Source organism: Neisseria yangbaofengii (assembly GCF_014898075.1).
GTDB lineage: Bacteria > Pseudomonadota > Gammaproteobacteria > Burkholderiales > Neisseriaceae > Neisseria > Neisseria yangbaofengii.
Map to the genome: position 1 here is coordinate 2,215,003 of NZ_CP062976.1, position 22,407 is coordinate 2,237,409.

Sequence of the window (22,407 nt, forward strand, 5' to 3'; positions counted from 1 at the left end):
TTTGCAACTGGCCAATCGTTAAAGTAAACCGACATTGTCTTTGTTTGTTGATTTCGGCTTTCCAATTTGTTAAAGATCGATGCTTTTCAATATTGCTATTGACTTCGCAAATCAAAATGAGCTGGCCATTATATCAGCCTTCTTCTTGCAGTCAAGCTTTTTCAGTCATTAAACAAAAAATCAGCGCTATGCGCTTTTTTATTTAAATTCTGCCAACTGACTTTGATTTGGAAAGTATTTGGTGGAGGCAAACGGGATCGAACCGATGACCCCCTGCTTGCAAAGCAGGTGCTCTACCAACTGAGCTATGCCCCCAGTATGAGTTGTGGTGGGTCTGGGAGGACTTGAACCTCCGACCCCACGCTTATCAAGCGTGTGCTCTAACCAGCTGAGCTACAAACCCAAGGTCGTTATTTTGAAACCGTTTCACCAAACCAGGCCTTATTGCCGATCCGTTACTTTGTTTTCTCAATATCTTCTGCATCTTCTACAGTTTACCGATAAGTGTGAATGCGAGAAGCCTCTTCTTCTCTAGAAAGGAGGTGATCCAGCCGCAGGTTCCCCTACGGCTACCTTGTTACGACTTCACCCCAGTCATGAAGCATACCGTGGTAAGCGGCCTCCTTGCGGTTAGCCTACCTACTTCTGGTATCCCCCACTCCCATGGTGTGACGGGCGGTGTGTACAAGACCCGGGAACGTATTCACCGCAGTATGCTGACCTGCGATTACTAGCGATTCCGACTTCATGCACTCGAGTTGCAGAGTGCAATCCGGACTACGATCGGTTTTGTGAGATTGGCTCCGCCTCGCGGCTTGGCTACCCTCTGTACCGACCATTGTATGACGTGTGAAGCCCTGGTCATAAGGGCCATGAGGACTTGACGTCATCCCCACCTTCCTCCGGCTTGTCACCGGCAGTCTCATTAGAGTGCCCAACTTAATGATGGCAACTAATGACAAGGGTTGCGCTCGTTGCGGGACTTAACCCAACATCTCACGACACGAGCTGACGACAGCCATGCAGCACCTGTGTTACGGTTCCCGAAGGCACTCCTCCGTCTCTGAAGGATTCCGTACATGTCAAGACCAGGTAAGGTTCTTCGCGTTGCATCGAATTAATCCACATCATCCACCGCTTGTGCGGGTCCCCGTCAATTCCTTTGAGTTTTAATCTTGCGACCGTACTCCCCAGGCGGTCAATTTCACGCGTTAGCTACGCTACTAAGCAATCAAGTTGCCCAACAGCTAATTGACATCGTTTAGGGCGTGGACTACCAGGGTATCTAATCCTGTTTGCTACCCACGCTTTCGAGCATGAACGTCAGTGTTATCCCAGGGGGCTGCCTTCGCCATCGGTATTCCTCCACATCTCTACGCATTTCACTGCTACACGTGGAATTCTACCCCCCTCTGACACACTCTAGTCAGCCAGTTCAAAACGCAGTTCCCAGGTTGAGCCCGGGGATTTCACATCTTGCTTAACTAACCGTCTGCGCTCGCTTTACGCCCAGTAATTCCGATTAACGCTCGCACCCTACGTATTACCGCGGCTGCTGGCACGTAGTTAGCCGGTGCTTATTCTTCAGGTACCGTCATAAGTTTATGGTATTAACACAAACCTTTTCTTCCCTGACAAAAGTCCTTTACAACCCGAAGGCCTTCTTCAGACACGCGGCATGGCTGGATCAGGCTTGCGCCCATTGTCCAAAATTCCCCACTGCTGCCTCCCGTAGGAGTCTGGGCCGTGTCTCAGTCCCAGTGTGGCGGATCATCCTCTCAGACCCGCTACTGATCGTCGCCTTGGTAGGCCTTTACCCCACCAACTAGCTAATCAGATATTGGCCGCTCGAATAACGCAAGGCCCGAAGGTCCCCTGCTTTCCTCCTCAGAGCGTATGCGGTATTAGCTAATCTTTCGATTAGTTATCCCCCATTACTCGGTACGTTCCAATATGTTACTCACCCGTTCGCCACTCGCCACCCAAGAAGCAAGCTTCTCTGTGCTGCCGTCCGACTTGCATGTGTAAAGCATGCCGCCAGCGTTCAATCTGAGCCAGGATCAAACTCTTATGTTTAATCTCTAACTTTTTAACTTCTGGTCTGCTTCAAAGAAACTGACAAGTCAATGTTTTAAACATTTGTCTTGTCTGTCTTTTTCAACAGTGTGAGGCTTGTCGCACTCACACTTATCGGTAATCTGTTTGTTAAAGAGCAAAAACCGAATTATATAACACCTAAACTGCTTGTCAACTCTTTTTTTTCAAAATCTATCGAAAATCCAAATCAACCGTGCTATAATTGTCAGTTCGGTTCTTCACCGCCGAAGCAGCGAAGAACCGAACTATACTCCTCGCCCCGATACCCGTCAACCCATACCCTCAATAAATTTTAACCCAAACCGCCAACCACCTGTTTTACAACCGGATTTAGTTCCAAACAAATGACATAAATCTTCAAAACCTTAAATCCCAATCCCCAACCTCATCCTTGCAATAAAGGCCGTCTGAAAGATTCAGACGGCCTTTTGAATACATATATGCCTTAGTATAGATAACTTAATCGGCAAATTGTTTCTTCATTCGCTCGCGACGCTCTTGAGCTTCAACAGACAATGTTGCGGTCGGACGCGCCAGCAATCGTTTCAAACCGATTGGTTCACCGGTATCGGCACAAAAGCCATAATCGCCTTCGTCAATACTGCGGATAGTGGCTTGTACTTTTGCCAAGAGCTTGCGTTCACGGTCGCGTGTGCGCAATTCTAAAGCGTATTCTTCTTCTTGCGTTGCACGATCGGCAGGATCGGGAGCGGATTCGTGTTCTTGCAGATGGCTGGTGGTGACTGTTGCATTTTGAATCAACTCATCTTGCATTTTGACGAGTAATTCCCGGAAGAATGCCAATTGGTCGGCATTCATGTAATCATCTTCCGGGCCGTCCCAGTTTAAAATGTCTTGTTCTGTCAACTTTGCCATAATGATTTCTTTCTCTAATAATCGGAAACTTCTGTTTCTGTCACAACCGCTTATTTTTTATTCATTTTTGAAAGGTTGTGCTTTCAAAAGTGCCGTATCATAACATGTTTTTTTCGGTGCGTTACGCTCGACTGCCCGCTTTGCACTTTTTTGCATTTGAATAACATGTTTGTTGGTGTAGCTGCGACATCACTCAACTTTTATTTATTCCGAATCATACTGACTAGCGCAACAGCCACAAATTCACACTGCTGACCAGTTTAGGCAAAAAATCTACCAACAAAAACCACAACACCAACGCCACCAAACTGCCAGAAAAGTCATAGCGGCCAATGCGCAAGAATGCAAACGGGCGCGACACCGGCTCAAAAATACGCTGCAACACCATAACCAGTGGCGAATACGGGTTCTGGAAGCTGAGCAGCATACGGATAATCAGACCAAACAGCAAAGCATAAGTCACGGCTTTCAGCATACCAATCAGCGCAAAAATAAAATTCGCCGCCATGATTTTGCCGCCGATACTGCCGGGCAGTTCCACCCACGCCACCACCATATAAGCAATGTAATACACCAACAATCCAGCCAACAGACAGGCTGTATCCCAACCGGCAGCGGGGGCGGCTTTGCGTAAGGGGTTGACCAACCAATCGGTGGTTTGGCGACAAAAGGCGGCCAGCGGATGGTTGTCCTCCAATTTCGCCCAATGCAACAGGCAGCGCGCCACCATTACAATCACCAAACCATCGGCCAGTAATAACAATAAATCGGCTTTCATGTTTTCAGACGGCCTCGAATTGTTGTGAAATCTCTTGTGAACGGGCTACGCAGGCCTCTACCCCTTCTACAATCGATTCGGTGATGCCGCGTTTATCGAACACATTATAGGCTTGCATGGTGGTGCCGCCTTTGGACATCACGCTTCGGCGCAAATCTTCAAATGATGTGCCGCTTTGCCCGGCCAACTCGACCGCACCTTTGAATGTCGCCAAGGTCAAACTACGTGCTTGCTCGGCATCGAAACCTTGTGCCAGTGCCGCTTGTTGCAAAGCATTCAGTAGATAAAACACATAGCCGCTGCCGCTGCCGCTGATGCCGGTGACGGCGTGTATTTGCGCTTCGTCATTAAGCCACACGGTTTGGCCGACGGCACGCATGATAGCATCGGCGGTTTGCTTGTCCGCCCCACTCGCTTCTTCGGCGGCGTACATGCCGGTAATACCCAAACCGATTTGGCTCGGCAGATTGGGCATGGTGCGCACAATGCGGCGGTTGTCTTGCAGATAACGGCTTAAGGTTTTGATGCTCAAACCGGCAGCGACCGACAGCACCAGTGCGCCGTTGGTTTGCACATGTTCACACGCCGCCTGCATGTCTTGCGGTTTAACCGCCAACACCAGCACATCGTTTTCAGACAACGGTGGCAGCTTCTCCGATACGCTGATGCCCAATTCCTTGGCCAAACGTTCGCGTTTTTCCACACCACGATTGGCGACATGCACCCGATAACCGCCCTGTTTCACTAAGCCGCCGGCAATTGCGGCCGCCATATTACCGCCGCCTAAGAAAAATACATTCATGTTGTTTGCCTTTCTTTATTCCCTCTATATATGTTGTAGGCCGTCTGAAAATAAATGATTTGTAGAAAATCGCCGGGTTGTTTACACTTTTTTATGCACAACAGCTTTTGTTTTTTGCCTGAACGATTGTTTTAGGATTTTCGGGCGTTATCAAGAACCGTGCGGCTTTGCCGTGCCTTTCGGTATGTTGGCAACGCTCGGAAATCCCCAAACGGGTCTTCCGGCGAAAAAGTGTAAACAACGCTGGGATTTTCTACAAAGATTGGTTTTCAGACGGCCTTTCTTTATTTACTGTAATCGCGCTGACCGAAAATCGCGCTGCCGATGCGCACATGCGTTGCCCCGCATTCCACCGCAACCCTCATGTCGCCCGACATGCCCATCGACAACACATCCGCCTTCACGCCTGCTGCGTTCAAATCTGCCAATAATTGCTGCATGGTTGCAAACTGTCGGCGCAATTCATCATCGCTGCTATCAGCCTTGGCGACACACATCAAACCGCGCACCTCAATATTCGGCAGCTTCGCCACTTCCGCCGCCAAAGCCACTGCTTCTTCGGGCGGCACGCCGTGCTTGGCTTCTTCGGCGGCGATGTTCACTTCAATACACACTTGCAGCGGCGGCATTTCAGACGGCCTTTGACTGCTGATACGCTGCGCGGTTTTCAGACGGCCTACCGTATGCAGCCAATGTGCTCGCTCGGCAACGTATTTGGTTTTATTCGATTGCACATCACCAATGATGTGCCACACGATATCGGACAAATCAGCAAGCGTTTGCGTTTTGTCATACCATTCCTGAATGTAGTTTTCGCCGAAATCACGCTGCCCGGCGGCATATACTTCGCGGATGTCTCCGGCCGGAAAGGTTTTGCTCACCGCCACCAGCTGCACCGATTCTTTCAGACGGCCGGCCGCTTCTGCGGCAAGGGCAAGGTCGCGCAAAACGGTTTGATAATGTTGTTGCAATCCCGACATGATTCTTTCCTTTATCCGGCCATTTGCGGCCTTTTTGCAAAATTTGCTTGGTTGAACGATATTATGTATTTAAAATAAACCGATTTACTATTCTAAACCAAATAAGGCCACATTATGCAGATTACAGACTTACTGGCGTTCGGCGTGAAGAACAAAGCGTCCGACCTTCACTTAAGCTCGGCAATGTCTCCGATGATTCGCGTTCACGGCGACATCCGCCGCATCAACCTGCCCGAAATGACCGCTGAAGAAGTCGGCACTATGGTGACTTCGGTAATGAACGACCACCAGCGCAAACTGTATCAGCAGGATTTAGAAGTCGATTTTTCGTTTGAATTGCCCAATGTCGCGCGTTTCCGTGTGAACGCATTCACCACCGAGCGCGGCCCTGCGGCGGTGTTCCGTACCATTCCCAGCAGCGTATTGACCTTGGAAGAATTGCGTGCACCGCGTATTTTCCAAAAAATCGCCGAGAATCCACGCGGCCTGGTGTTGGTAACCGGCCCGACCGGTTCGGGTAAATCGACCACTTTGGCGGCGATGATCAACTACATCAACGAAACCCAACCGACGCACATTCTGACCATCGAAGACCCGATTGAGTTTGTCCACCAAAGCAAAAAAGCCCTGATTAACCAGCGCGAATTGCACCAACACACCCACAGCTTCCACAACGCACTGCGCTCCGCACTGCGTGAAGATCCGGACGTGATTCTGATCGGTGAGATGCGCGACCCCGAAACCATCAGTTTGGCCTTGACCGCCGCCGAAACCGGCCACTTGGTATTCGGTACGCTGCACACCACCGGCGCAGCCAAAACCATCGACCGTATTGTCGACGTGTTCCCGGCGGGCGAAAAAGAAATGGTACGCTCTATGCTTTCCGAATCGCTGCGTGCCGTGATTTCGCAAACCTTATTGAAAACCCGCGACGGCAACGGCCGTGTGGCGGCGCATGAAATCCTGATTTCCACACCCGCCGTGCGCAACCTGATTCGTGAAAACAAAATTGCGCAAATCCAATCGGCGCTGCAAACCGGCCAATCACACGGCATGCAGACGCTCGACCAAGCCCTGCAAAACCTGCTGCGCCAAGGCACCATCAGCCACGAAGTTGCCCGCAGCAAAGCGCAAAACAGCGACACAATGATTCTTTAATCTATGGTTTCAGACGGCCTTTTCATCTCAAGGCCGTCTGAAAAGATAATGGAAAAACCATGAGCGATAATAATCCTTTACACGACCTGCTTTCTGAAATGGTGCAGGCGTATTCGCAAAAAAACCAAGCCCCGCATATCCCGACGCCGGCCGAAATCGGCACACATCTGCATCCCTTGCTCGACCGCATGTGTGTCGAAGCGGAAAACCGCAAAGCGTCAGATATTTTCATCAGCGCCGGTTTCCCGCCATCGATAAAAGTCAGCGGCGTGTTGACCCCTGTGCCGCACAAAGCCCTGACCGGCGAAGAAACGGCGCAAATCGTCGAATCCACCATGAACCCCGAGCAGTTGGAAACCTTCAACCGCGAATGGGAACTCAACTATTCCGTGCAATCGCGCAGCAATACGCGTTACCGTGTCAATGCGTATCACGAGCAAGGCCGCGTCGGCTTGGTGTTGCGCCGCATCAACCAAGAAATTCCCGAAATGGAAGTTTTGGGTTTGCCGGAAAAAACCAAAGATTTGGCACTCGCCCCACGCGGTTTATTGATTTTGGCAGGCCCGACCGGCTCGGGTAAATCGACCACCATGGCATCGATGCTCAACTACCGCAACAACAAAATCCCCGGCCACGTCGTAACCATCGAAGACCCGATTGAGTTTATCTACAAACCGCGCCGCTGTATTTTTACCCAGCGCGAAATCGGCATCGACACACCCGATTGGAAAACCGCCATCCAAAACGCCATGCGCCAAGCGCCTGACGTAGTGTGTATCGGTGAGGTCCGCAGCGCAGAGAGCATGGAATACGCCATGCAATTGGCACAAACCGGCCACTTGTGCGTGTTCACCATCCACGCCAACAGCGCATCGCAAACCATCGAGCGCATCATCAACTTCTATCCGGAAGAGCGTCAGAAACAAGTGTTGATGGACTTGGCTTTGAACCTGACCGGCATCATCGGCCAGCGTTTGGCGATTAAGAAAAACCGCACCCAGCGTACCGCTGCCATCGATTTGCTGCTCAACACGCCTGCCATGCAGGATTTGATTTTCAAAGGCGAACTGATGGAAATCCGCAGCCTGATGGATCGCGCTTCGGGTGACGGCATGCAAACGTTCGACCAGCATTTGTTCAATCTCTACACCCAAGGCCACATCGAATACAACGAAGCCCTGCGCCAAGCCGATTCGGCGAACGATTTGCGTTTGCGCATTCAATTACACGAAGAAGGCAACGAGCCGGAACGCTTGTTCGACCGCATCAGCGATTTGAATTTGATGTAAACATTGGGCGGAAACGATAAATAACAGGCCGAGACTTTTGCACGATTCAATTTGAACCGGAAGAACTATGCCCGTCATTCTCGCGTAAGCGGGAATGACGGTTTAAAGAGTTCCAGAAATTTGCGGATTTTACAAAAATCTCAGGCCGTCTGAAAAATTTAACGCCTTTCAGACGGCCTGAAACCTTTATCGTTTCCTATTTGTTAACGCTGCGTTTCTTTTAGTGAATTTATTCTAAAACCGATTTTGTCTACAATTACGGTTTCAAACACACCTTTCAGTTGAACAATATTTAAGCCCTACTTGTTTGTTTTACCCTCCCGGCAATGCTCGGGATTTTTTTTGCCCGCCGTTTCGGTGCGCTCTGCCGATTCCTGCTAAAATTCGGTTTATTTCACCTTATGCCTGCATCATCATGACCATCCCGCCACTCAAGCCGTTGATTATGACGTCGCTGCCCGTGTTTATCAGCGTGCTCATTGCCGCCGCCTGCGTTTGGTATATCGACATGCCCGCGCTGGCGATGCCTTTTGTATTGGGCATCATTGCAGGCGGCTTGGTTGATTTGGACAACCGCTTAACAGGCCGTCTGAAAAACATCGTGATTACGGTGATATTGTTCACCGTCGCATCTTTATCCGCACAACTGACGCTCGGCACCGGCTGGCCGTTTATCGCCACCATGACCGCGATGACGTTTTTTTTCACGCTGTTGGGGGCAGTCGGCCAACGCTACCGCACTTTTGCGTTCGGCTCGCTGGCGGTGGCGACCTACACTTCGCTGACCTACACGCCGGAAACCTTTTGGCTGACCAATCCGCTGATGATTTTATTAGGCACAGTGTTATACAGCACCTGCACGTTGGTCTTCCAGATGATGTTCCCTCACCGTCCGGTGCAGGAACGCGTGGCCGATGCTTATGAAAGCTTGGGCGATTATTTCGATGCCAAAGCCGACTTTTTCGACCCTGACGAAGCCGCATGGCTGGGCAACCGCCAAATCGACTTGGCCATGCGCAACACCGGCGTGATTGCCGACTTCAACCAATGCCGCGCCGCGCTGTTTTACCGTATGCGCGGCCAACACCGACACCCGCGCACCGCCCGCATGCTGCGCTATTACTTCACCGCGCAAGACATTCACGAACGCATCAGCTCGGCGCACGTCGATTACCGCGAACTGGCCGACAAACTGAAAAATACCGACCTGATTTTCCGCATCCACCGCCTGCTGGAAATGCAGGGGCAGGCCTGCCGCAACGTGGCCGGTGCCTTGCGCAGTGGCAAAGACTACCATTACAGCAAACGACTCGGACGCGCGATGGAAGGCTGCCGCCAATCCTTGCAATGTTTTTCAGACGGCCACCCCGACAGCCGCGAAGTCCACAATATCCGTCAACTGCTCAACAATTTAAGCAGCGTCGACCACCAACTCAAACAATTGGAAAACAACGACAATCTGGCTGCATTCGAAGGCGGATCCGACGCGACCCGAATCGCCGCTGTGGAAAGCCACAACGGTTTGAAACACGTTTGGCAAAGCGTGAAAAGCCAATTGAATTTGGAATCCGCCGTCTTCCGCCATGCCGTGCGCCTGTCGCTGGTGGTGGCCGTGGCCTGCGGCGTGGTCGAAATCCTCAATCTCAATCTCGGCTACTGGATTTTGCTGACCGCGCTGTTTGTGTGCCAGCCCAACTATTCCGCCACCAAAAGCCGCGTATACCAACGCATCGCCGGCACGATTTTGGGCGTGGTGGTCGGCTCGTTGGTACCTTATTTCACGCCGTCGGTGGAAACCAAGCTGTGGATTATCATCGCCTGCACCACTTTGTTTTTCATGAGCCGCAGCTACAAATACAGCTTCTCGACCTTCTTCATCACCATCCAAGCCTTAACCAGCTTTTCCTTGGCCGGGCTCGATGTCTATGCCGCCATGCCGTGGCGGATTATCGACACCATCATCGGCTCGGTGACGGCGTGGGCGGCGGTATCCTACCTGTGGCCGGACTGGCGCTATCTCACGCTCGGCCGTACAGCCGCGCTGGCGGTATCCGGCAACGGTGCCTATCTGGATAAAATTCTCGAGCAACTGCAACACGGCGGCAGCGATGACGTCAGCTACCGCACCGTACGCCGCCAAGCCCACGAACGCATCACCGCCCTGAGCAGTACCTTATCCGACATGAGCGGCGAGCCGGACAAATACGGCGGCCAACTTTCAGACGGCTTCAATCTATTGAAAACCAATTACGCGCTGACCGGCTACATTTCCGCACTCGGCGCCTACCGCAACGAAATGGCACAGGAAACCGATCCGGCCTTTACCGCCGGATTCTACCAAACCGCCCGCCAAATCGCCGCACTGTTGAAACACATGCCCCGGCAAACCACCGCCGATTTTCAGACGGCCTTAAACCAACTGCTGCACGACTTGGAAGCCTTGCGCAACCTGACCGCCGACCGCCAAAGCCATATCTTGTGGCAGCAACTGAGCCTGATTGCCCGCCAACTGCAACCGTGTTACCAAGCCTTGCATCATCAAGCCGATACGGTCGAAGCGGAACATTCTTCGGCTATGGCTGCATCTTAAAATCAAAGGCCGTCTGAAAAATTTAAACCTTTCAGACGGCCTTTGATTATCTGAACCACCTTCCTGCCGACCGTGCATGGTGTTTCTGCTAAAATACGCCTTTAATCACCACCGGAAAACCACACACCCATGCACGCCATCGATATCCGCCATGCTGTCAAAACCTATGCCGACGGTTTTACTGCCCTGAACGACGTTTCTTTTACGGTCGGACAAGGCGAGTTTTTTGCGCTGTTGGGGCCGAACGGTGCGGGCAAAACCACGCTGATTTCCGCCATGGCCGGACTCAACCGCCTGACTTCGGGCAGCATCAGCGTGATGGGTTACGATGTGGTCAAAAAGCCGCAAGGAGCGCGCATGAGCTTGGGTGTGGTGCCGCAGGAATTGGTGTTTGACGCGTTTTTCACCGTGCGCGAAGCCCTGCGTTTCCAATCAGGCTATTTCGGCATCCGCAACAATGAGGCGTGGATAGACGAAATCATCGACAGCCTCGGTTTGGGCGGCAAAGCCAACACCATCACCCGCAATCTTTCCGGCGGCATGAAACGGCGCGTGATGGTCGCGCAAGCTTTGGTGCATCGTCCGCCGGTAATTGTGTTGGACGAGCCGACCGCCGGTGTCGATGTCGAGCTGCGCCAAAGCCTGTGGACATTCATCGAAAGCCTCAACCGCCAAGGCCACACCATCATTCTGACCACGCATTATCTGGAAGAGGCGCAAAACCTGTGCAACCGCATCGCCATGATGAAACAAGGCCGCCTGGTGGCTTTGGATTCGACCGAGCATTTATTGCATGCCGAACAAGGCGTGCGTGTGGCGCTGCAATTGTCCGCGCCGCTGCCTGCCGCTTTGCAGCCTTGGTTGGTTGGCAAACAAGACGGCAGCCTTTTGCTGAAATTAGACGATTACAACCGTCTTGGCGAAGTGTTGGCCACGCTGAAAAGCGCGGGCATTGAGGTGTTGCACATGGTGCTGCCGGAAACGGATTTGGAAGATGTGTTTGTGAAGCTGACGCGTTGAGGCTAAGGCATTTGCAAAACTTATCAATTTTCAGAAACCTATCATTCGTCATTCCGCATAGGCAGGAATCCGGAACGTCGGATCTTTGTATTCCCTATATGCTTCTGAAACGGATAAATCCGGATTCCCGCCTACGCGGGAATGACGGTATAACTCTGTTATTCAAATTGAGCTTTGTATAGTGGATTCACTTTAAAATAGGGCAAGACGGCGAGCCGGAGACAGTATAGATAATACGGCCAGGCGAACCAACGCCGTACTATTTTAAAGTGGATTCACTATAAAAGCTTCAATGGCCTGAAACGGCTTTTCTTTAATAATCAGCACAAAGGCCGTCTGAAAGATTCAGACGGCCTTTGTTTGCTCTCAAGAATCAATCTTTCAATTTTTCCACCAAACCCACGCCGACACCGTGAATACCGACGTGCACCGCCACCGCCGGCGACACCGGTACACCGTCTCCCAAACGCAGGCCGGTTTTTTGGTGGAAACGGTTGGCAAATTGCAGATAGGTTTGTTTATCGCCGCTATACAAACCGGCCAACACAAAATCCTGCGGCGGTTTATCCGCCATCTGTTTTTGCGTGCAGGCAATCACCGAATCGAACATTTCTTCATCGTTGCCCACGGTTTCCAAGCGCGACAGTTTGTCTTCGGAAAAATGCAAAATCGTGCGTAATCCCAGCCAATCGCTGAAACGCGCGCCCAAACGTGACAATGTGCCGTTAAGCGACAAAGATTGCAGCGAGCGCAGGCCGAATACGATGTGGCTATTCGGTTTCAAGCGTTCCAAATAAGCCACGGCTTCTTCCGCCGTTTTGCCTTCTTCCAGCAAACGCATGGCTTCGAGCGCAAAAAAACCTTCCGGCATACAGCAGCTGCCGGTATCGACCACATAAATCTGCAATTGCGGAAAATCAGCCGCCAATGCGCGGATGGTATCGGCCGAATCGCTGAGTTTATGGCTCAGCGTGGTGATGATGACCTGCTGATAGCCTTGTTTGATTAAATATTGAAAAGTGTTGCGCAATAAATCCTGCGGCGGAGGCTCGGTGGCAACATTGTCATCTAAATGTTTTTGCCGCCATTCACAATAATCGCGGTTGTCGATTTCGATACCGTCCGCCGACTGGCGCGTGCCCAAATCGACGCGCAGCGGCAAAATCTGCACCAAGCTGTTGCGGTCGAGCACTTCACCCAGCGAACCGGTTGACGTGGACATCACCGCACAGCGGTAAAGCGAATACGAACTTGACATAACGTCTCCCTACAATCATCCAAACAACGATAAAAATATAAACAAATGGTCGAAAATTATGATAAACGGTATTATTCGCACTGTCTATCTTTTCTTTATTCATAACTGCATATTTAATTGAACGGCATAATCATTGCAGATAAGAGACCTTTGCAAAACACCGGATTTGAGTGCAGTTCGAAGTGAGCGCAGCACAGAAAGCAAAGATTTGTCATCTAAATATGAATAGACAAGCTTTCAAGCAGGGTATAACGAAGAAATGTGCCAAAAATGGAGATTTTGCAAAGGCCGCAGATAGGGATTATTTCACCCATGCTTTTCAGACGGCCTGATTTCTTTTTTGCCACAATCGTTTACAATAACCCTGTCCTTTCCATCGAAAAGAGCACGTTTATGCAAAAAATTACCCTGATTGCCGCCTACGCCGACGCGCGCTGCATCGGCATTAACAACACCATGCCGTGGCATTTGCCGGAAGATTTTGCCTTTTTCAAACACTACACCAGCGGCAAACCGGTGGTGATGGGGCGTAAAACATGGGAATCATTGCCGAAAAAACCTTTGCCCGAGCGCCGCAACATCATTATCAGCCGCCAGGCCGGCTATATGGCCGAAGGGGCGGAAGTGGCGGCGGGCTTGGATGAGGCATTGGCTTTGTGTGCCGATGCGCCTGAAATCATCATCATGGGCGGCGCACAGATTTATGCCCAAGCCCTGCCGCTGGCCACGGATTTGCGCTTGACCGAAGTGGCTTTGCAGGTCGCCGGCGGAGATACGTTTTTCCCTGAATTTTCCGCCGATGAATGGCAGGAAACCGCCCGCGAATCACACACCGGCGCCAAAGGCATCGATTATGCGTTTGTACATTACCAACGCCGATAATCAATTCAATCCATATAAAAATGCCGTCTGAAACCGGTTTCAGACGGCATTTTTATATGTTTTGCCAAAACGTGCACCGACAAGTGTGCAATAAAGATACATACACAAATGTAAATATAATTTCCAGAATCATTTCTCTAATTTTTCCCTTTTTCCGCTATTTCGCATTATTCGAACGGCGTGAGGCGTTTCAAAATCAGCTTGTTTTTCAGATGGCTAAACCGAACTGCTACATGCTGAACAATAGTCACGCCTTCGCCGTTATTTCCCATCCGGCCACAATTACAAACGTTAAACCGCCGCCAAAAAGCGTAATCCTAAAGCAAAGTCGCTTGCAGGCCGTCTGAAACATTACGATACTGAATTCATCGAAAGCGACAGCAACAGGCAACCGCCACCCGCTTTCCCCCTTTTTCTTTGCTTGAAGGAGCAACTGTTATGAAAAAAACTTTATTAACCACTTTGATTTTGACCGCAGCAGCCGCTGCCGCTGCCGCCCCGTTCAACACCTACAACACCGGCACTTTTACCGGTACTGCCGTTGAAATCGGTGCGGGGGCGACCAAAAGCGACGTGAAAAACAGCAGCTTGGACGAAGAATACAAAGCCGATATGGCCATTCGCGGTAACCACAACGTACAATTCGGCAACAGCAACTGGATTGGCGGCGCCGAAGTTGCGGTGAAACCGTTGCACCGCACCGTAGGCAGCAGCGCAGCCGGTGACGTGAAACAAAAAGTCGATGCCAGCGTGTCTTATGTTCAAGGCTACCGCCTGACCGATGACGTGATGGCTTACGGCAAAGTCGGCTACCACTACGGTAAATTCGAAAGTCCTTACGACACCAAGAAAAACATGAACGGCGTAGGCTACGGCGTGGGCGTGAAATATGCAGCGACCCCGAATATCGAAGTCGGCGCGGAATGGGAACAAACCCGCTTTAAGAAAGATGACGTGAAAATCAACAACAACGGCGTAATGGCCACTGCCGCTTACCGCTTCCGTTAATCTTCATATTCGAATCGTTTAAATACAGTAGCTTAAAAGGCCGTCTGAAATTCTTCAGACGGCCTTTTTTTATATGAACAAACTCATTTAATAATACCGGCGATACGATTGCGCCGCTTTCAGCCAACCAAAATCCTGCTGCATGGCGCGAGTGCGCATGTCTGCCCACAAAGTCGGCTCCGACCACGCATACAGCGCGGCGTTGAACGCATTCGTCAGCCCATGCACATCAGGCGCATCGAATACAAAACCGGTGGCCGCATCGCTTTCGCCGAAGCCTGCCACGGTATCGGCCAAACCGCCGGTGCGGCGTACCAAAGGCAAGGTGCCGTATTTTAAGCCGTAAAGCTGGGTCAGGCCGCAGGGTTCAAAACGGCTCGGCACCAAAATCACGTCGCCGCCGCCAATCAAACGGTGCGCCAAGGTTTCGTCGTAGCCGATGTGCACGCCCACGCGATCGGGATAGCGTTGTGCCAATTCGCTAAACGCCTGCTCCAAGGCCGGCGCACCGCTGCCCAACAAAGCAAACTGCATAGACGCATCTTCAGCAAGTTTCACATATAAGGCTTCCAACAGAAAATCCGCGCCCTTTTGCTCGGTCAGACGGGACACCATCACACACAGCATGGCATCGGCATCGTTTTTCAAGCCGAAATGCTGCTGCAAGGCGGCTTTGTTGGCGGCTTTGCCTTCAACCACATTGTCCGGGTCGTATGAAACGGACAAAGCCGGGTCGTTGGCCGGATGCCAAATGCTTTCGTCCACCCCATTGAGTATGCCGCTCAATCGGCCTTGATCGCGCCGTTGTTGCAGCAAGCCTTCCATGCCGTAAGCGGATACAGTGATTTCCCGGGCATAAGTCGGGCTGACGGTGGTGATGTGGTCGGCGTAATACAAACCGGCTTTGAGAAACGAAATTTGGCCGTTAAATTCCAATCCCTCGGGCTGGTACATATCCCACGGCAGCCACAAATCCGCCATGTGGCGTGCATCAAACAAGCCTTGGTAGGCGATGTTGTGGATGGTGAACACAGTTTTCACCTGCCATGCGCCCCATGATTTCAAATACGCCGCAGCCAAACCGGCCTGCCAGTCATGTGCGTGCAGCGCATCCACCTCCCTCCAAAACGGATCGGCACCACACGCCACGGCTGCGGCCGCCCAACCGAGCAAACCGAACCGCACGACATTATCGGGATAATCGCAGTAATCGCCGTCGTGGTAAGGATTGCCGTCGCGGTCGTACAAATGCGGTGCATCAATCAGATAAAGCCCCAAGCCCTGATACTCTGCAAAACGAATCACCGCATGGCCTCCCGGGCCGTCGCCGCGGAACACTTCAGACGTAAACGGAATCTGTTCGCGAATTCGGCGGTAGTAAGGCAGAACCATGCGCACGTTGTCGCCGTTTTGCTGCTGCGCAAAAGGAAGCGCGCCCAACACATCGGCCAGACCGCCGGTTTTCAATAAGGGGTAAAACTCGGAAGCTGCATGCAGGATATTCATAATATTCCTAAATCAAGGCGGGAATTCAGATTATACGATAATAAAGATTCAGACTGCATTTTTCAGGCCGTCTGAAAATAGTTCAAACGGCCTGAAGCCTTATTCAAATGCCCATACCATCGGCAAATTTATTCAAAGCTTTAACGCGTTTTTCCAACATATCGGGTGTCACCAACACCACGCTGCCGCCGGAACTCACGCGGAAAAACTCGGCATCTTTGCCCGGGTTGACCCCGATTTGCATACCGTCCGGAATCTCGCAAGCACGCTCGATGATGCAATTGCGGATAATGCAATTCTTGCCGATTTTCACCTGCGGCAGAATCACCGATTGCCCAATCACCGAACCTTCGTTGACGGTGACGCGTTCAAACAAAACCGACGAGCTGATTTCGGCATCAGTAATCAAACAGCCGCCGCTGATCATCGAATTGTCGATGGTGCGCTCGTGTTGGTGTTTGTAGAAAAATTTGCTCGGCATCGATTGCGACGGCAAACCGCGTATCGGCCACGAGCGGTCGAATAAATTCAGCTGCGAATATTCGGCCACCAAATCCATGTGTGCGCCCCAATAGCTGTCGAGCGTACCGACATCGCGCCAGTAAATGCTGCCCTCGGCGTTGCGCCCCATGCACGATCGCTCAAAAGGATGCGCATACAATACGCCGTCTTGCAGCGCTTTCGGAATGATGTCTTTGCCGAAGTCGTGGCTGGTATGGTCGAGCTTGACTTCGCGCTCCAGCGTTTCGTAAAGGTAATCGGCATCAAACACATAAATGCCCATCGAAGCCAGCGACGAATCCGGCTTCTCGCGCATGGCAGGCGGATTTTCCGGTTTTTCCACAAACGCCTGCACCTTCAAATGTTCGTCCACCGCCATCACGCCGAATTCTTTGGCTTCGCTGCGTTTCACTTCAATCGAACCGATGGTGCATTTGGCGCCGCGCGAAATGTGGTCGCGGATCATCTGCATATAGTCCATCTTGTAAATGTGGTCTCCGGCCAAAATCAACACGTATTTCGGTTTGTAATGCTCTTTCATCAAGGCCACGTTTTGCCAAACCGCATCGGCAGTGCCGCGATACCACATGTTTTCATCTATTTGTTGGCGCGCGGGCAGCATATCGACGAAGTAACCGCGCTCACGCGGCATAAACGACCATGCGTGCTGCAGATGGCGCAGCAGCGAATGGGCTTTGTATTGGGTAATCACGCCGATTTTAAACAGATTGGAATTGAAGCAGTTGGAAAGCGTAAAGTCGATAATGCGCCAGTTGCCGCCGAAATAGACGGCCGGTTTGGCACGGCGGTCGGTCATTTCGCGCAAACGCGAGCCGCGGCCGCCTGCCAAAATCAACACCAGCGTCTCATCGGTGATGGCGGCGACGGTTAAAGGGCGTTCGAGGCTATAAGCCTGCGGGATAAATTCTTGTGCCATGATGATGGTTTCTCCTGTGATTGAATCGGTTTATCAAACGGTCATTTCTCTGTGTATTGCTATTGTTTGCCGATGAATATTAACGCATCGGCTGAAACGGCTTGTATTTATTATGGCCGGCGACTGCACTGCTTCGGTTTTGTTACGGCAAAAAGCGGCAGCAGGGCGGGATGTCATCACATGATGATAGTCCAAAACCCAAGCTGCCGCCTGTACGAAACGCAAATAAAATCTGATATTTATGTTAAGTTAAGTAAAACCGGAAATCCGGATGAAAAAGCCTTATGCCTTGGCGCATGGCCGATAATAGGCTTACGCGGTTTTCACATCATTCGCCGCCGGTTGCGACACGATATGCACATCGCGCTGCGGGAACGGAATATTAATTTTCACTTCGCGCAGGTTTTCTACCACCTGCTCGTACAAATCACATTGAAAGCCCCACCAATCGGCTTCGGTCGTCCATGCCCACAAGGTGATTTCAATCGCGTTGTCGCCTAAATTGGTTACCTGAACCGTGGCCGGTTTCTCAGTTTGAATGCATTTCGGATGCTCAGTCGCCGCACGCAACACCGCCGCCTTAGCGGCTTTTAAATCGCAGGCATAATCCACACCCACCAACACTTGCGCACGCCATTGCGGCAGCGAAGATTTATTAGTAATGCTGTTGCCCATCACCACGCTGTTGGGCAGAATCACTTCTTCGTTGGCATAAGTGCGCAGCGAAGTCTGCACCATTTTGATTTCGCGCACATAGCCTTCAAAGCCGTTGACTTTAATATAGTCACCCACTTTAAACGGTCGGAACAAAATAATCAGCGCACCGGCGGCGAAGTTGGACAATTGATCTTTCAGCGACAAGGCAACCGCCAAACCCGCACCACCGACCAAGGCTGTCACCGAGGTGGTCGGCACGCCCAGTTTGCCCAGCGCGACGATGATGACCATAATCAGCAGGCCGATGTTGGCGACGTTGCCCAAAAAGCTCACCAAGGTCAAATCGACTTTGGCACGGGTCAGCGCGGCTTTCATCAGCTTGACGATATAGGTCGTCAACCAGCGGCCGACCACGAAAATCACTGCTGCCGCCAGCAGATTCAGGCCGAAATCCATGCCGTTTTCAGCCAAGCGTTCCCAGCTTTTCAGGCTGAAAAGCTGCTCGAAAGTAAAATTGTCAACATTCATTGTCTATCCTTATATAAATCAGTCTGTTAGGTTTCAGACGGCCTGTATTAACGGCGCAGCTTCCAGCCCGAATGCAACACCGCCAACACCAGTGCCCCCAATGCCGTCACCACCGCGCCGACTACTGCCAGCGACAGCCGCGGCGAAGTGTCGCTCACGCCGAAAAAGCCGTAGCGGAAGCCGTCAATCATGTAAAACACCGGATTAAAATGGCTGACTGTGCGCCAAAATTCAGGCAGGCTGTTGATGGAATAAAACACACCCGACAAAAACGTCAGCGGCATGATGAGAAAATTTTGGAACATGGCCAACTGGTCGAATTTTTCCGCCACAATGCCCGCCATCAGGCCGAGTATCGCCATCATGGCCGAACCCAACAGCCCGAACACCACAATCCAACCCGGATGATGCGGCATAGGCAAACCGAACGGAGCCGTCACCGCAATCACGCCCAAACCGACCAGCAAGCCGCGCACCACTGCCGCGCCGACATACGCGCCGAAAAAGGAAAACGCGGACAAAGGCGGCAGCAGAATAAACACCAAATTGCCCGACAAGCGCGACTGAATCAGGCTGCTGGATGCGTTGGCAAACGCATTTTGCGCCATGCTCATCATTGCCAAACCGGGAATCAGAAACGCATTATACGCCACGTCCGGCAAGGCTTCGACATGGCGGCCGATGGCGTGCGAGAAAATCAATTGGTACAACAGCGCGGTGAGCATGGGCGCCCCCAGCGTTTGCAAGCCCACTTTCCAAAAGCGCAGGATTTCTTTTTTGAATAAGGTATAAAAACCGATCATGATGTGTGTTCGTGTGTGTTATCCAGCGGAAAGGCCGTCTGAAAATGAAGGGCTTCAGACGGCCTATGTGTTATCGGCGGTATTTTAACATATTAAACATCACCGCTTAAATGATTGTTTCACTTTGTTTTATGCCGCCCTACCGGCCAAAAGGTTGCCCGACCGCGCACAAACTGCCATCATCTTGTTTTTTCCACCGCGAGCCCGCCATGAATGCGCCCGTTTGGCTTTTCGATCTCGACAACACCTTACACAACGCCGATGCCGGTATTTTCCTGCTCATCAACCACGCCATGACCGATTATCTGGCAGGCCGTCTGAATCTTTCCCATGATGAAGCGTCCGCCATACGCGAAGACTATTGGCACCGCTACGGCGCGACTTTGGCCGGACTGCAAATCCACCATCCTGAAATCGACATTACAGAATTTCTGACCCAAAGCCACCCCATGCCGCAAATTTTAGAAAAATTAACACCTATGGAACAAACTCAAACCCTGTTAGGCCGTCTGAAAGGGCGCAAGGCGGTATTTTCCAACGGGCCATCGTTTTATGTACAAGCGGTTATCGAAAGCTTGGCCATCCGCCCGCATTTCGACCTACTGGCCGGCACCGACGATTTCGGTTTTCTGTACAAACCCAACCGCCAAGCCTATCTGACCGTCTGTCAACTGCTTGAAACAAAACCGCAAAATTGTATTATCGTAGACGATAACGCAGATAACCTTTACGCCGCCAAACAACTGGGAATGCGCACCGCATGGTTCGGCCGTAAAGCCCACGAATTGCCCTTTGTCGATTGCGCCGCACACGACATGGCCGCGCTGGAGGACTGGGCGGCGCAACAAGGCTGGATTGAGGCCGTCCGAAACGCGTAAAACCCTATGATTCCTTATATAAATTCATTACAATAAACAAATATTCTCAACAAGGAAAAAGACATGCGTTACCTAGCAATGATTTTGGCATTGGCCGCACTGGCCGGCTGCACATGGGAAACCTACCAAAAAGCCGACGGCAGCACCGCCCTGCGCCAAAAATACGGAAAAGGCACCCGCGTTTACTATCAAGACGGCTCTTATTCGCGCAACATGAATTACAACCAATACCGCCCCGAGCAACGCGCCGTGAAGCCTGAAATGAAGCCGCGCCAGGATGTGCATGGCACCACATGGGACAGCGAAACCGACTCTGCCGCCGCCGAATAATTCTCATGCCGTCCGAACATTAAACCCATCGTTTCAGACGGCCTTCCACATTCAATATTCAATCGTTCACCCCGGATGGAAAAACAATAATGAGCCAAACACCTTTACATATCGTGATTCTTGCTGCGGGCAAAGGCACCCGTATGTATTCCAAAATGCCGAAAGTGCTGCACGAAGTCGGCGGCAAGCCGATGGTTGCCCGCGTGATTGACGTGGCCGCCACACTGAATCCGCAAAACATTTGCGTCGTTATCGGCCACGGCAAAGAGCAGGTTTTGGAAAAAGTGAAACGCGATGTGGTATGGGTAGAGCAAACCGAACAGCTCGGCACCGGCCACGCCGTGAAAATGGCCTTGCCGCACCTGCCTGCCGAAGGCCGCACTTTGGTGCTTTACGGTGATGTGCCGCTGACCGACACCGCCACTCTGGAAGCGCTGTTGGCCGCCGCCGGTGACGAAGTCGGCCTGTTGACCGATGTATTGGACAACCCGGCCGGCTACGGCCGCATCATCCGCGAAGGCGGAAAAGTGGTGGCGATTGTCGAAGAAAAAGATGCCGACGCCGCACAAAAAGCCGTGAAAGAAACCAATACCGGCATTTTGGTGCTGCCTAATGCCAAGCTCGAAGGCTGGCTCAACAGCTTGTCCAGCAACAACGCGCAAGGCGAATATTACCTGACCGACCTGATTGCCCTGGCCAATTCAGACAACATCGCCGTGCATCCGGTGCAAGTGCGTGCATCGCATTTGGCAGCCGGGGTGAACAATAAAGTGCAACTGGCCGAATTGGAACGCATTTTCCAAACCGAGCAAGCGCAAGAACTGCTCAAAGCCGGCGTCACCCTGCGCGACCCTGCCCGCTTTGATTTACGAGGCCGTCTGAAACACGGCCAAGACGTGGTGATTGATGTCAACGTAGTGATTGAAGGTGATGTGGAAATCGGCGACAACGTGGAAATCGGTGCCAACTGTGTGATTAAAAATGCCAAAATCGCCGCCAATGCCAAAATCGCCGCGTTCTCTTCATTGGAAGATTGCGAAGTGGGCGAAAACAACGTCATCGGCCCATACGCGCGTTTGCGTCCGCAAGCCAAGTTGGCCAATGATGTGCACATCGGCAACTTCGTCGAAGTGAAAAATTCCACCATCGGCGAAGGCACCAAAGCCAACCACCTGACCTACATCGGCGATGCCGAAGTCGGCCGCAAAACCAATTTCGGCGCAGGCACCATCATCGCCAACTACGACGGCGTGAACAAACACAAATCCGTCATCGGCGACGAAGTACGCTTGGGTTCCAACAGCGTGGTGATTGCGCCGGTAACCTTGGGCAACAAAGTGACCACCGGCGCCGGCAGCGCGATTAACAAAAATGTGGCCGACGGCCAGCTTGTCATCGCCCGCGCCCGCCAAACCATTATTGAAGGTTGGGTCCGTCCGGAAAAAGGCGATAAAAAGTAAGTTGCCCTTTAGGTTTCAGACGGCCTAACGATTAGAGGCCGTCTGAAATCCTGCTGCCCGGTTACTCAT

Annotated in this window: 18 protein-coding genes, 2 tRNA genes and 1 rRNA gene; 9 read left to right on the forward strand and 12 right to left on the reverse strand. The window is 51.7% G+C overall.

Going from position 1 to position 22,407, the window contains the following annotated elements:
• Positions 1–239: 239 nt before the first annotated feature.
• From H4O27_RS10785 to H4O27_RS10815, 7 genes are all read right to left on the reverse strand, one after another.
• Positions 240–315: transfer RNA gene (locus H4O27_RS10785), tRNA-Ala, on the reverse strand.
• Positions 316–326: 11 nt separating this feature from the next.
• Positions 327–403: transfer RNA gene (locus tag H4O27_RS10790), tRNA-Ile, on the reverse strand.
• 132 nt (positions 404–535) lie between these two features.
• Positions 536–2,076: ribosomal RNA gene (locus H4O27_RS10795) — 16S ribosomal RNA — on the reverse strand.
• A gap of 480 nt (positions 2,077–2,556) precedes the next feature.
• Positions 2,557–2,973 (reverse strand): RNA polymerase-binding protein DksA, encoded by a 417-nt coding sequence (dksA, locus tag H4O27_RS10800; RefSeq protein WP_165010640.1) that lies wholly within the window; start codon positions 2,971–2,973, stop codon positions 2,557–2,559.
• A 223-nt stretch (positions 2,974–3,196) separates the two neighbouring features.
• On the reverse strand, positions 3,197–3,751 hold the full coding sequence (locus H4O27_RS10805; protein WP_165010638.1) for a YggT family protein: 555 nt from the start codon (positions 3,749–3,751) through the stop codon (positions 3,197–3,199).
• Positions 3,752–3,755: 4 nt separating this feature from the next.
• The gene (gene proC / locus H4O27_RS10810) at positions 3,756–4,553 is read right to left on the reverse strand and encodes a pyrroline-5-carboxylate reductase (RefSeq protein ID WP_165010637.1); all 798 of its coding nucleotides are present in this window, start codon (positions 4,551–4,553) and stop codon (positions 3,756–3,758) included.
• A 284-nt stretch (positions 4,554–4,837) separates the two neighbouring features.
• Complete coding sequence (locus H4O27_RS10815; protein ID WP_165010635.1) at positions 4,838–5,533, reverse strand: YggS family pyridoxal phosphate-dependent enzyme; 696 nt, start codon at positions 5,531–5,533, stop codon at positions 4,838–4,840.
• 114 nt (positions 5,534–5,647) lie between these two features.
• Here H4O27_RS10815 and H4O27_RS10820 point away from each other — a divergent pair, with 114 nt between their 5' ends.
• From H4O27_RS10820 to H4O27_RS10835, 4 genes are all read left to right on the forward strand, one after another.
• Positions 5,648–6,691 (forward strand): type IV pilus twitching motility protein PilT, encoded by a 1,044-nt coding sequence (locus H4O27_RS10820; RefSeq protein WP_165010633.1) that lies wholly within the window; start codon positions 5,648–5,650, stop codon positions 6,689–6,691.
• Positions 6,692–6,750: 59 nt separating this feature from the next.
• Entirely contained in the window at positions 6,751–7,980 is a 1,230-nt protein-coding gene (locus H4O27_RS10825; RefSeq protein ID WP_165010631.1) for a PilT/PilU family type 4a pilus ATPase, read from the forward strand.
• A 415-nt stretch (positions 7,981–8,395) separates the two neighbouring features.
• A complete protein-coding gene (gene yccS / locus H4O27_RS10830; RefSeq protein ID WP_165010629.1) occupies positions 8,396–10,570 on the forward strand; it encodes a YccS family putative transporter in 2,175 nt (724 codons plus the stop codon).
• Between the two features lie 129 nt (positions 10,571–10,699).
• Positions 10,700–11,590: an ABC transporter ATP-binding protein gene (locus tag H4O27_RS10835; RefSeq protein ID WP_165010627.1), complete on the forward strand. Its 891-nt coding sequence runs from the start codon at positions 10,700–10,702 to the stop codon at positions 11,588–11,590.
• Positions 11,591–11,963: 373 nt separating this feature from the next.
• Here H4O27_RS10835 and H4O27_RS10840 read toward each other — a convergent pair whose 3' ends face one another.
• Positions 11,964–12,848 carry a DegV family protein gene (locus H4O27_RS10840; protein WP_165010625.1) on the reverse strand — a complete coding sequence of 295 codons (885 nt, stop codon included), beginning with the start codon at positions 12,846–12,848 and terminating at the stop codon, positions 11,964–11,966.
• A 393-nt stretch (positions 12,849–13,241) separates the two neighbouring features.
• Between H4O27_RS10840 and H4O27_RS10845 the strand changes: the two genes are divergently transcribed.
• Positions 13,242–13,730: a dihydrofolate reductase gene (locus H4O27_RS10845; RefSeq protein WP_165010623.1), complete on the forward strand. Its 489-nt coding sequence runs from the start codon at positions 13,242–13,244 to the stop codon at positions 13,728–13,730.
• 438 nt (positions 13,731–14,168) lie between these two features.
• Complete coding sequence (locus H4O27_RS10850) at positions 14,169–14,738, forward strand: outer membrane protein (RefSeq protein ID WP_165010621.1); 570 nt, start codon at positions 14,169–14,171, stop codon at positions 14,736–14,738.
• Between the two features lie 87 nt (positions 14,739–14,825).
• Here the strand turns inward: H4O27_RS10850 and glgA are convergent, their stop codons facing one another.
• From glgA to H4O27_RS10870, 4 genes are all read right to left on the reverse strand, one after another.
• The gene (gene glgA, locus H4O27_RS10855) at positions 14,826–16,244 is read right to left on the reverse strand and encodes a glycogen synthase GlgA (RefSeq protein WP_165010619.1); all 1,419 of its coding nucleotides are present in this window, start codon (positions 16,242–16,244) and stop codon (positions 14,826–14,828) included.
• Positions 16,245–16,347: 103 nt separating this feature from the next.
• Entirely contained in the window at positions 16,348–17,682 is a 1,335-nt protein-coding gene (gene glgC / locus H4O27_RS10860; protein ID WP_165010617.1) for a glucose-1-phosphate adenylyltransferase, read from the reverse strand.
• 312 nt (positions 17,683–17,994) lie between these two features.
• On the reverse strand, positions 17,995–18,867 hold the full coding sequence (locus H4O27_RS10865; RefSeq protein WP_165010615.1) for a mechanosensitive ion channel family protein: 873 nt from the start codon (positions 18,865–18,867) through the stop codon (positions 17,995–17,997).
• Positions 18,868–18,914: 47 nt separating this feature from the next.
• Positions 18,915–19,670: an ABC transporter permease gene (locus H4O27_RS10870; protein ID WP_165010613.1), complete on the reverse strand. Its 756-nt coding sequence runs from the start codon at positions 19,668–19,670 to the stop codon at positions 18,915–18,917.
• A 209-nt stretch (positions 19,671–19,879) separates the two neighbouring features.
• On the opposite strand from H4O27_RS10870, the gene H4O27_RS10875 reads away from it, so the two are divergent.
• The 3 genes from H4O27_RS10875 to glmU all read left to right on the forward strand — a co-directional run bounded on the left by H4O27_RS10875 (position 19,880) and on the right by glmU (position 22,338).
• The gene (locus tag H4O27_RS10875) at positions 19,880–20,548 is read left to right on the forward strand and encodes a pyrimidine 5'-nucleotidase (protein ID WP_165010611.1); all 669 of its coding nucleotides are present in this window, start codon (positions 19,880–19,882) and stop codon (positions 20,546–20,548) included.
• 63 nt (positions 20,549–20,611) lie between these two features.
• Complete coding sequence (locus H4O27_RS10880; RefSeq protein WP_165010609.1) at positions 20,612–20,878, forward strand: spore cortex protein; 267 nt, start codon at positions 20,612–20,614, stop codon at positions 20,876–20,878.
• Positions 20,879–20,967: 89 nt separating this feature from the next.
• Positions 20,968–22,338 (forward strand): bifunctional UDP-N-acetylglucosamine diphosphorylase/glucosamine-1-phosphate N-acetyltransferase GlmU, encoded by a 1,371-nt coding sequence (gene glmU, locus H4O27_RS10885; protein WP_165010607.1) that lies wholly within the window; start codon positions 20,968–20,970, stop codon positions 22,336–22,338.
• Positions 22,339–22,407 lie beyond the last annotated feature (69 nt).

Coding starts and splice junctions, on each gene's coding strand:
- dksA (WP_165010640.1), bottom strand. CDS start 2,973: ATGGCAAAGTTGACAGAACAAGACATTTTAAACTGGGACGGCCCGGAA.
- H4O27_RS10805 (WP_165010638.1), bottom strand. CDS start 3,751: ATGAAAGCCGATTTATTGTTATTACTGGCCGATGGTTTGGTGATTGTA.
- proC (WP_165010637.1), bottom strand. CDS start 4,553: ATGAATGTATTTTTCTTAGGCGGCGGTAATATGGCGGCCGCAATTGCC.
- H4O27_RS10815 (WP_165010635.1), bottom strand. CDS start 5,533: ATGTCGGGATTGCAACAACATTATCAAACCGTTTTGCGCGACCTTGCC.
- H4O27_RS10820 (WP_165010633.1), top strand. CDS start 5,648: ATGCAGATTACAGACTTACTGGCGTTCGGCGTGAAGAACAAAGCGTCC.
- H4O27_RS10825 (WP_165010631.1), top strand. CDS start 6,751: ATGAGCGATAATAATCCTTTACACGACCTGCTTTCTGAAATGGTGCAG.
- yccS (WP_165010629.1), top strand. CDS start 8,396: ATGACCATCCCGCCACTCAAGCCGTTGATTATGACGTCGCTGCCCGTG.
- H4O27_RS10835 (WP_165010627.1), top strand. CDS start 10,700: ATGCACGCCATCGATATCCGCCATGCTGTCAAAACCTATGCCGACGGT.
- H4O27_RS10840 (WP_165010625.1), bottom strand. CDS start 12,848: ATGTCAAGTTCGTATTCGCTTTACCGCTGTGCGGTGATGTCCACGTCA.
- H4O27_RS10845 (WP_165010623.1), top strand. CDS start 13,242: ATGCAAAAAATTACCCTGATTGCCGCCTACGCCGACGCGCGCTGCATC.
- H4O27_RS10850 (WP_165010621.1), top strand. CDS start 14,169: ATGAAAAAAACTTTATTAACCACTTTGATTTTGACCGCAGCAGCCGCT.
- glgA (WP_165010619.1), bottom strand. CDS start 16,244: ATGAATATCCTGCATGCAGCTTCCGAGTTTTACCCCTTATTGAAAACC.
- glgC (WP_165010617.1), bottom strand. CDS start 17,682: ATGGCACAAGAATTTATCCCGCAGGCTTATAGCCTCGAACGCCCTTTA.
- H4O27_RS10865 (WP_165010615.1), bottom strand. CDS start 18,867: ATGAATGTTGACAATTTTACTTTCGAGCAGCTTTTCAGCCTGAAAAGC.
- H4O27_RS10870 (WP_165010613.1), bottom strand. CDS start 19,670: ATGATCGGTTTTTATACCTTATTCAAAAAAGAAATCCTGCGCTTTTGG.
- H4O27_RS10875 (WP_165010611.1), top strand. CDS start 19,880: ATGAATGCGCCCGTTTGGCTTTTCGATCTCGACAACACCTTACACAAC.
- H4O27_RS10880 (WP_165010609.1), top strand. CDS start 20,612: ATGCGTTACCTAGCAATGATTTTGGCATTGGCCGCACTGGCCGGCTGC.
- glmU (WP_165010607.1), top strand. CDS start 20,968: ATGAGCCAAACACCTTTACATATCGTGATTCTTGCTGCGGGCAAAGGC.